The following is an 8998-nucleotide window of genomic DNA, read 5'->3' on the forward strand; positions in this document are numbered from 1 at the left end:
TCTTTGCTGCAAATTATAAGATTGTTTTGAAATAGGAACAACTATTACTGCAAAAATCTTATTAATTTTCGCTAAAAAATATCTGAAAATATAAATAATTTAATTTTCCTTTACAGAACCTAGTATATTGTCTTTCGCTTATAATTCGCTACTATAGTAAACTCAGCTCCATTTTATGACAAGCGTAAGGGTAGAGCCTATATATTAATAAGCAAGACAACGAACAACGAAGTACAAAATGGAGATCAGTTTACTATATTCATTTATTTAGAATATATCCATATTAATTAAGTCAAAATTTTTCTCAATAACTGAAATATTTAAGCTAGCTTTTTCAAATAGATAATGATTTTTGTTTACCTTTTATATGCCTCTACAGCTTCTATAAATTCTTCTTGATTAAGGTAACACTCTCCTAAATAATATTGTGCTTCTTGATAATAATTAGAGCTTTTGTGTATTTTACTATATATGTCTATAGCTTCTTTATATTTCTCATCCCTAAAATAATTATTTCCTTCCGTAAGATTTGGATGCGTCATGGTTCCTCCGTACTTTAATTAGATTTTTTTATAAAAAAGTATATATTACCCTGAAATATGAGAATCATATTTCAGGGTAATATATATGTATCTAATAAATCTGCAGGAGGTTTTGTTGTCATTGTGAGGAAAAATTGTAAGTTTTGATGAAGCAATCTAGTTAAAAATACTAATATTATTAGTATTTTTAACTAGACCCCGTGGACAAGCCACAGGGTAACAATTAGGAAACTGGCCCACGCAACAACGCCTATGCGGGAATGACATAAGAGCAGGCAATGAAGCAATCTTATCGTAGGAATGACATTATTAAAGCTCAGAATCAAATATTTTTATATCCACCGCCTAAAGACGTTTCTTCATCAAGTCCATCAAGGGCAAAAGTGCTAAATATACCTGATTTAGAAGGAGTATGTTTTAACCTAAAGCCTGTGTTAGGTTTTTCAGTTTCAACCTTAAAATCAGAAACATGGCCCTCGTCTTCTACTACAGTATTTGTATTTATTGGAATTTTCTTCCCGCTAGAATAATATTCTAACAGTGCTTTAATTTCTGCAAAATTTTGTAAATCTTTAGATAGTTGTTTTTTTGAATTTAGAAAATTTTTGCTTTATTTGTTCTGATGATAAATTATTATATCCGTCGTAATCTGATGATATACTTGTTTTTAATATCCTCTCTAATATTATTTGTGGTTAGGATTATTAGCCTTTTCACACAATATAGAAATCTCAGTGATTTGAGTTAGTTGATACGATACATCGCTATGTAAGTTATCTTTTTCCTATCCTTTAACATTATAGTTAGCACCGTGTTTAAGTAAATATTTTACTATTGTGACCTGCACATGCTCTGATGCAAGCATTAAAGGTGATACATCTTTATTGCCGTTAATCTTTGCCCCTGCATCTAATAATGTTTTTACCGCATTTAAATTACCGTATATTATTGCTATTTTTAGAGCTACATCTAAATTAGCATTTTTAGATAAAAGATACTTTGCAATTTCTTTTCTATTTTTTAAATTTGCGGTACTTAATGGTGTGTTAAAACGATATTCAGTATTAACATCAAAACCGTATATTTCAACAAATTTTTTAATTACTTCAAGCTTATTTTCGTTTATTGCTTTAAAAAAGATTTGCTTATGAAGATCGTTTACATTTTGACCACCTTGTGCTGCTTCTTCTAAGGTTGTATTTAAATAAGTTGCTCCTTTTATTAAAAGATCACATGTAATGTCTGTTTTGTAAGGTTCTTCCAAACCGGCAGTAACATTTAGTGTATTAGAACCATAATGACTAAAATTTACATTCGCTCCTTTTTCTTCTACAAAATACTTTACTAAAATTAAACTTTTATTGTGTATTGCTTGTATTAGGCTGGGATTAGGTTCAAACGTAAGATGATTAAGTAAATATTTTCAGCTTGTGCATTATTGTTTTTAAGTGCAAATTCTAATGCTTTGTATTTATTTGCACCTTGCGATATAAGGTCTTCCATGAGATTTATTTTATTTAAATTCGGATCATCTAAGCTAGCTATAATATTTAATGCTGTCCCGTCTTTAGGATGAAACGCATCAAAATATTTTTTTAAATACCCTAGAGTTATTGCATTTTCTGTTTTAGTAGTTTCCGGCTTAGTAGTTCTTTTAATTTTAGAACCCCCGGAGCTGTGGAGGAGTTGTACATGATAATTTACCTTAAATTAATTTATAGCGTGCGTATTATAGATTAATCTAAGTAAATTATCAGTATCTTAATTGATAATAAAATAATTTACGATTTCTTAACTTTAAGTTGTATTTGATAGTTCTCTAATTCTACTTTACTTACATAATCAGGCGTGAAATTTTTAGCAAACTCGCCTAAAGTTTGTTCTTTAATAAAGTCTCCATAATTATCAATTATCTTAGATAAATCAAACTCGCTTATTATCTCAATTAAAATCCTGTCAGTGATAGAGAAATCAGCATCTTTTCGAGCCTGTTGTATAAAGCGTACAATGTCTCTTGCATATCCTTCTTCTATTAACTCAGGTGTTAGCTCTAAATCAAGTATTAACAAGCTACTATTATTCTCAAAACTTGCTGCTCCTTTGATATGTGAATACGGCTCTAAAACTAACTTATATTCATCACTATTTAAGGTTTCACCGCATATAGCTAAACCGCCTACGATAGCTTCCCACTCACCTTTTTTAGAAGCGGCTATAATCTCTTTCATTTTATGCGGCAAACGTTTACCAAGCATTGGGAAATTAATCAATAGTTTTTTGCTTGCGTAATTCTCTAGATCGTCACGATAAATTACCGCCTTAACATTAATTTCATCTTTAATTAAATCTTCAAAATCTTTGAGGTTGTTATTATGTTTACTGATAATAGCTATCCTAGCAAGTGGCTGCCTTACCCTGATATTTTCAGTGCTTCGGATAAATAGGCTATTACTGCAAATATCAAGCACGTTATCCATAGTAGCAACCAGCTCGTGATTTATTTCAAAGTCTGAGAGAGTAGGGTAGTTGCAGAGATGTACGCTAATCTCATCATTGTGAGACACTGAAAGTGCAGTGGCAATCTTATAAGATATTCCTGAGATTGCTTCGTCAAGACTTGTGTCTTTCCTCGCAATGACGTTTGATTTTCCTGAGAGTGCTGTGTCGTTACGCTCCTCACAATGACGTAATCCCTTATATATCGCTTCCGAAATCATAGGCACTAGTGCCGACATCGCAATAGCCATGGTTTCTAAACATGAATATAGAGTATTATAAGCATTTTGCTTATCTGTATCTTTTTCGCTTTTCCAAAATCTAGCTCGGCTTCGTCTTATATACCAGTTATTCAACACTTCAAACAATTCTGAAACTGTATGATAAGCTGTTTGTGTATCGAAATTATCTAAGCTCTCTTCAATTTTTTGTACTGCTATTTTAAGCTTAGATAATATATAAACATCAAGTACGTTTTTAGAGCTAAAATTAAGCTCGCCTTTAAGCGAATCGGCATTAGCATACATCGTAAAGAAATGGTAAGCATTCCATATAGGTTTGATAAATAGACGAAGCGTATCAAATACCATTTTGCCGTCTTTATCAATTAATAGCTCCTGACCTTTAACAACGTTTGAAGATAACATCGTAACTCTTAAAGCGTCAGAGCCGTATTTATCAAATAGCTCCAGCGGATCGGCGTAGTTATTAAGACGCTTTGAAAGTTTTTGACCTGTAGCGTCTAAAATTACGCCGTGGCATATACAATTTAAAAACGGTGGGCGATCAAATAAAGCGGTAGATAGCACCATTAAAGTATAAAACCATCCGCGTGTTTGAGCTGAATACTCAACTATAAAATCAGCCGGGAAATGATCCTCAAACCACTCTTTATTTTCAAAAGGGTAATGGGCTTGCCCATATGGCATTGAACCGCTTTCAAACCAGCAATCAAACACGTCTTCTATTCTATGCATTGTTGATTTACCGGTTGGATCGTCAGGATTTGGTCTTGTCAGTTTATCGATAAACGGACGATGTAAATCAGTAACTTTAACACCAAAATCTTTCTCTAATTCCTCTATAGAGCCGTAAACATCTATGCGTGGATATTTTGGATCATCGGACTTCCATACAGGCAGCGGCGTTCCCCAGAATCTATTACGGCTTATCGACCAATCACGAGCATTTTCAAGCCACTTACCAAATAAATTATCTTTAACATGGAAAGGTATCCAGTTAATTTGCTGATTTAACTCTACCATTCTATCTTTAAACTGCGTAACCTTTACGTACCATGACGGAACAGCCTTATATATAAGAGGCGTATCTGTTCGCCAGCAATGAGGATAATTATGAATATACTGCTCGGTTTTTAGCCAATTTCCTTGCTCTTTCAGTTTGATTATTATTTTGTCATTTGCATCAAATACTTGTAAGCCCTCTAAATCAGGAATTTCTTTAGTGAATTTACCGCTATTATCAACAGGACAAACAAGCTCAATACCTTTCGATTCACAAAGTATTTGGTCATCTTCACCAAAGCCTGGAGCCATATGTACGACTCCCGTGCCGTCACCCTCAACCACGAAATCGCCTGCAAATATCTTGAAGCTGTTTGGATGATTCTCGAAATAGTCGAATAAAGATTTATAGCTTAATCCTTGAAGTTCTGAGCCTTTAATTATCTCAAAATTTTCTTCACCGCTAAGTCCTAATTCTTTAGCATATTTAGGGACGGAAGAGGCAGCTATTATATAACAAACATCATTTTTAGGGACTAATGCATAATCTATATCACTACCGACTGCTAAGGCTAAATTTGACGGCAATGTCCAAGGTGTCGTCGTCCAAGCTAGTATACGGTATTCTTTAAAAGATCCTGTGGTCGTAGCCACGGGATGACATAGTACAAAACTCACCGTTACAGCTTTATCGGCTCGCTCACGATAAGAATTATCAAGTCTTGTTTCAAAATTAGAAAGCGGTGTTTCGCATGCCCAAGAATAAGGCATTACCCGCATAGATTCATATAATAACCCCTTATTATATAACTCCTTAAATGCCCAAAGTACGGATTCCATAAAATTCTTATCCATCGTTTTATAAGAATTTTTAAAATCCACCCATCTTGCTTGACGAGTTACATATTCTTTCCAATCATTAGCATATTTCATTACCGAAGCTCTGCAATGTGCATTAAACTTCTCTATACCAAAATTAGCTATTGCAAGACGCCCTGAAATGCCAAGTTCTTTCTCTGATTGCATTTCAGCAGGGAGACCGTGACAGTCCCAGCCAAAACGACGCTCGACTTTCTTACCTTTTACGGTTTGGTATCTAGCATATACGTCTTTAATAAAGCCGGTAAGCAAATGACCGTAATGCGGCAAACCGTTTGCAAAAGGCGGGCCGTCATAAAAAATAAATTCTGACTCTCCGTTCCTATCATCAATAGATTTTTGGAATATATTATTGTCTTGCCAAAATTTTAGTATCTCTCGCTCTAAGCCTGTAAAATCAGCATTCGAGCTAACTTCAGGATAATATTTAGTATTTGTCATTATTTTAGAAATTATTTTTAAAAATATCTTAATTATATGCAAGAGAGGTCATAATACAAGAATTTTTAAGGTATTTAAGAAAGTAATAAAGTGTATTACAGATTAAAAGATGATATAGAAATTTTGTCTAACTCAATTCATTTCACTATTAGTTACTACCTATCGTTTCAGCTTCATAAGCCGATAATATTTGTGCTTCGTATTCTAAATATTTCCACTTTTCATTTAAATATTTAAACATTACTTCAACTCCAGTATATTTTGTTAAATCGCTAAGGTACTGTGCTTTAGCATCACTTTCTACTTTATGACTTAAATTTAGTGGGAGCTTTTGTTTTTGCTCTAAATGAATAGTTTTCATAAGAGCTAGAAAATCACAAATTTTAAATATTAAATTCTTTATTGTTATCTTTATACTATTAATATCTTCATTATATTTCACTTCGTTAAATTTTTTTACTTGAATCTCTTTATACTCAGGTACATTCTTATATTTAGTAACAGTACGGCTCTTTATCGTTTCTTTCTCTATCCGTGCTTTTTTATAAATTGGCTCATAACCCTTAATTTGCCTTATACATACGTTATAATTTAATAGTTGGATATATAAATTGGTTTTGCTAAAGAAATATCATCATAAGTTTTTAATTTTTCCTAGGTGGATAAGTATATATTGACTTTGGCTCGATTTGTTTAGTTTCTTCTATAAATATTTGTCATCATTTATCTTCTCTTGAAGCTCTAAATTATTTTTATACGCTTTAGCAAGTTCAGAGAAAAGTATCTTCAGTGTTTTTGAATTTTCATCGAAATAACTTATAGGGATACTTGATTATTAACTAATGTTCTATCATGCTCTTTATTAGAACATTCTTTTTAAAATTGAGTTTTCATATTATGTGAATTAGCGAATCAAAACAATATTGCAACTTAATTGTAAGCTAGCCCAAGCTTTGTCTGCTGTATATATCGGATAATTTTTTCCTGTCCTTTTTCTTCCACAAGTAAACCCATCAAGGAAGAAGAATCAAGAATTATTGTTATGAGAAGACATTATTGGGTTACAAGTTAAAATTTAGAATTTTCTTTATTTGCTTCTTGATATTTCTGCTTTAAAAATTCATCAACAAATGATTCTGATTTAGAACCATGTTGTTTAAACAATGCTTGAGCTTCTTTTACAGCCTTATGACAAGTGATTAAATGTAATTCATTATTAACTTTATTTATAAGTTTCATAGCATTTTTATATTTGATATGGAGTTAATATTACTACCTATTAAGCATATCTACGTAAACATTCTAACTATGGGGATATTTGAAGGGGCGAGTAATTTTTTCATCTGTGCGAAAGTTTTTACTATATTTTCTACGGCAGTCTCAATAAATTTATCGGTTTCAATATAATTTTCCGATTCGTCTTGGATATAAAAAAGAATAGATGAAACATAAACCGAGAGCAATAAGCTTCTTTTTGTATAATAGTTAAAATCAAGAGATTTATCACCGGCATAACGCCAAATAGCATCACAACTACGGAATGCAACTTCAGTTCCTTGTATTGGGTTTAATGCAAAATAAGCGGCATTCTTACTATGAATAATAGGAAGTACGGTTTTGATCCTAATCTTTACGGCTAAAGATATTTTTTCTCTTATTTTTGATGGTTCTGCTATTATCTTTAAGCTTTCTAGCATAATATTATCTAAATACTCTTCCAAGAATCCTACTATTTCGGATAAACCTTCTGGAAAAACTATTAAGCTATAGCCTTTTGCAAAACCGCACTTTTCTTCTGCTTCTTTGAGTAGTTTATTATTCCATTCATTAAACGGTAATAATTCTAATAAAGATTGCACGAAGCTTATTTTTTTGATATGGTGTTCTTCTTGAATGCTCATATTTTTAACCTTGACATATAACTTAATTATAGGGTATAGTTCAATAAACCACAATATCTTTTAAGGCAATATCTTTTAAGGAGAGTAATTTTAGTGATACTAGTAAATGTTCACGCCGGTAATTGTGATAATACGCTTAAGAATTTTAAGAAAAAGCTACAAAGAGAGCTTTATTTTCGTAAGATGAAAGAACAGCGTTATTATGAAACACCTTCAGCGAAGCGTGTTCGTAAAGCACAAGAAGCAGCGAGAAGGCAGAGAAAATTTGCTCGTAAAAAAATGTTTGATGAATAAAATTTTAAACAATTTTCATACTAAATATAAAGCTAGAAATATTAATATTTCTAGCTTTTTTTATTGTCATCTAGTTGCTTGAGCATGTGTTGTACGAATGTTCAAGATGTTATTCCTGCGAAAGCAGGAATCCAAAAAAATAGCCATACAAAGTTACGTATTTGATGAAATAAATATAATATAAAAACAAGTTTTTATATGTTTGACTGGATTCCCGCTTTCGCGGGAATGACATAAAAACAATCAATGCAACAACACCCAGCTTTTGCAGAAATGACAATAAGGTACTTAAAACTTGAAATATTTCCAATTAGCTTTTTTTTATGTTATAAAGAACTGTTATAGTCATATAAACAGCATCTATGCTTAGTTATCTTAAACAGAATTTACGTTCTTATTTTTCTAGTAGAGTACTAATTTTTACTTTAGCAACAGCAGCTATTATTTTTGCTTGTGCTACTTTTTATGTGATATCTTTAGAGTCAAAGAATTTTAATACGATTATTGGATTTTTATTAGTTGATTTAGCAATTTTTTTAATTTTAGGTGTTTTACTAACTCAAAAATTTTTTACTAAAAATAATAATAACGATAGTTCTAAATTACAAAATCGTATTGTAATTGCCTTTAGTTTAGTTGCAGCTACTCCAACTATAATTGTTTCGGTATTTTCTGTTTATTTTTTTAATCTTAGTGTTCAAGCTTGGTTTGATAAGAAGATTTCTACGGTTCTTGATCAATCCGTGATAGTTGCAGAATCTTATATTGCTGAGCATAAATTACAGCTAAAAGAAACGGCTTTAGCCGTTGCTGAAGATTTAAGCGATATGTATTACGATTTAATTCACAATCCCGCTTTATTTACTAAAACACTTAATACTGAAGCAGAGATGCGTTCGCTTGATGAGGCTATAGTTTTAAACAAATCTACTAATACTATAGTAGCTAATAGTTATTTAAGTTTTTCATTATCATTTGCAACTATCCCTGCACATTTAATTAAAAAAGCGGATTTAGGTGAACTGGTGGAAGTAAAATCCGATCCAACCAAAATAAGGATGCTGATTAAATTAAAAGAGTATAATGATATGTATTTATTAGTCGGTAGATTAGTAGATAATAAAATTATCGACCATGTAGATGCAACTAACGGAGCAGCTGCCGAGTATAATAGCCTTAAAAATGAAATAGATAATATACA

The 8998-nt window shown here is 31.7% G+C and carries 8 protein-coding genes and 3 pseudogenes (1 of these 11 only partly in view); 3 read left to right on the plus strand and 8 right to left on the minus strand.

The annotated features are described in order from the left end of the window. Positions 1 to 356 precede the first annotated feature (356 nt). Positions 357 to 542 (minus strand): tetratricopeptide repeat protein, encoded by a 186-nt coding sequence (locus tag AB4K15_RS06660; protein ID WP_500225384.1) that lies wholly within the window; start codon positions 540 to 542, stop codon positions 357 to 359. Positions 543 to 820: 278 nt separating this feature from the next. On the opposite strand from AB4K15_RS06660, the gene AB4K15_RS06665 reads away from it, so the two are divergent. After that, on the plus strand, positions 821 to 1072 hold the full coding sequence (locus tag AB4K15_RS06665; protein WP_032073449.1) for a hypothetical protein: 252 nt from the start codon (positions 821 to 823) through the stop codon (positions 1070 to 1072). A gap of 155 nt (positions 1073 to 1227) precedes the next feature. Here AB4K15_RS06665 and AB4K15_RS06670 read toward each other — a convergent pair. From AB4K15_RS06670 to AB4K15_RS06700, 7 genes and pseudogenes are all read right to left on the minus strand, one after another. Then, positions 1228 to 1488: pseudogene (locus AB4K15_RS06670) on the minus strand (ankyrin repeat domain-containing protein). A gap of 89 nt (positions 1489 to 1577) precedes the next feature. Further along, a pseudogene (locus tag AB4K15_RS06675) lies at positions 1578 to 1893 on the minus strand (hypothetical protein). A 128-nt stretch (positions 1894 to 2021) separates the two neighbouring features. Next, positions 2022 to 2236 (minus strand): annotated as a pseudogene (locus AB4K15_RS06680) (hypothetical protein); the annotation flags it as partial. 87 nt (positions 2237 to 2323) lie between these two features. Beyond that, the gene (gene ileS, locus AB4K15_RS06685; protein WP_500225772.1) at positions 2324 to 5602 is read right to left on the minus strand and encodes an isoleucine--tRNA ligase; all 3279 of its coding nucleotides are present in this window, start codon (positions 5600 to 5602) and stop codon (positions 2324 to 2326) included. 148 nt (positions 5603 to 5750) lie between these two features. Next, positions 5751 to 6044 carry a hypothetical protein gene (locus AB4K15_RS06690; RefSeq protein ID WP_500225380.1) on the minus strand — a complete coding sequence of 98 codons (294 nt, stop codon included), beginning with the start codon at positions 6042 to 6044 and terminating at the stop codon, positions 5751 to 5753. Positions 6045 to 6670: 626 nt separating this feature from the next. Further along, positions 6671 to 6841: a hypothetical protein gene (locus tag AB4K15_RS06695; RefSeq protein WP_500225379.1), complete on the minus strand. Its 171-nt coding sequence runs from the start codon at positions 6839 to 6841 to the stop codon at positions 6671 to 6673. A gap of 50 nt (positions 6842 to 6891) precedes the next feature. Further along, entirely contained in the window at positions 6892 to 7503 is a 612-nt protein-coding gene (locus AB4K15_RS06700) for a COQ9 family protein (protein WP_032073447.1), read from the minus strand. 93 nt (positions 7504 to 7596) lie between these two features. Between AB4K15_RS06700 and rpsU the strand changes: the two genes are divergently transcribed. Beyond that, positions 7597 to 7797, plus strand: coding sequence for a 30S ribosomal protein S21 (gene rpsU / locus AB4K15_RS06705; RefSeq protein WP_012148483.1), 201 nt, complete (start codon positions 7597 to 7599; stop codon positions 7795 to 7797). A gap of 362 nt (positions 7798 to 8159) precedes the next feature. Then, positions 8160 to 8998 carry the 5' end (the start) of a sensor histidine kinase gene (locus AB4K15_RS06710; RefSeq protein ID WP_032073446.1) on the plus strand. The gene runs 961 nt beyond the window's last position, so the window shows 839 of its 1800 coding nt (coding positions 1-839); the start codon lies at positions 8160 to 8162; its stop codon lies beyond the right edge, outside the window.

Source organism: Rickettsia aeschlimannii (assembly GCF_047973405.1).
GTDB lineage: Bacteria > Pseudomonadota > Alphaproteobacteria > Rickettsiales > Rickettsiaceae > Rickettsia > Rickettsia rickettsii.

Bases quoted from the DNA above. Each gene is read 5' to 3' on its own strand.
- AB4K15_RS06660 (WP_500225384.1), bottom strand. From the start codon at position 542: ATGACGCATCCAAATCTTACGGAAGGAAATAATTATTTTAGGGATGAG.
- AB4K15_RS06665 (WP_032073449.1), top strand. From the start codon at position 821: ATGAAGCAATCTTATCGTAGGAATGACATTATTAAAGCTCAGAATCAA.
- ileS (WP_500225772.1), bottom strand. From the start codon at position 5,602: ATGACAAATACTAAATATTATCCTGAAGTTAGCTCGAATGCTGATTTT.
- AB4K15_RS06695 (WP_500225379.1), bottom strand. From the start codon at position 6,841: ATGAAACTTATAAATAAAGTTAATAATGAATTACATTTAATCACTTGT.
- AB4K15_RS06700 (WP_032073447.1), bottom strand. From the start codon at position 7,503: ATGAGCATTCAAGAAGAACACCATATCAAAAAAATAAGCTTCGTGCAA.